General features: G+C 38.2%; 1 protein-coding gene. It reads left to right on the top strand.

Annotation, left to right across the window (positions count from 1 at the left end; all coding sequences use genetic code 11):
• Positions 1-39 precede the first annotated feature (39 nt).
• On the top strand, positions 40-267 hold a 228-nt coding region (locus AAEY72_RS15115; protein ID WP_352311388.1), incomplete at its 3' end, for a hypothetical protein.

Below are 267 nucleotides of genomic sequence, written 5' to 3'. Positions count from 1 at the left end.
ATAGTAGGTACAGAGATTTTGCCCAATCGGAATAGACCGATGACGGCACTACCAACATTAATTCGACATGTTGTTGGCCAGAAAGAGCCTATTTTACATCTTCAAAATAACCAGCCATTAAATGCATATTTACAGGCACTTCAGTCAGGCCTGGGTAAGTCAAAATTTGGCATAGAAAATCAAGAAGATATGGAGCCCGTGATACGCCATATTGAAAGTGGAAAGCCTTTTGAAAAGGAATATATTGGTAAAGAAAACATTTATGAG

Origin of the sequence: Psychrobacter sp. W2-37-MNA-CIBAN-0211, assembly GCF_040309405.1 — a bacterium.
GTDB lineage: Bacteria > Pseudomonadota > Gammaproteobacteria > Pseudomonadales > Moraxellaceae > Psychrobacter > Psychrobacter glaciei.
This window is presented reverse-complemented; position numbering and strand designations above follow the sequence as displayed.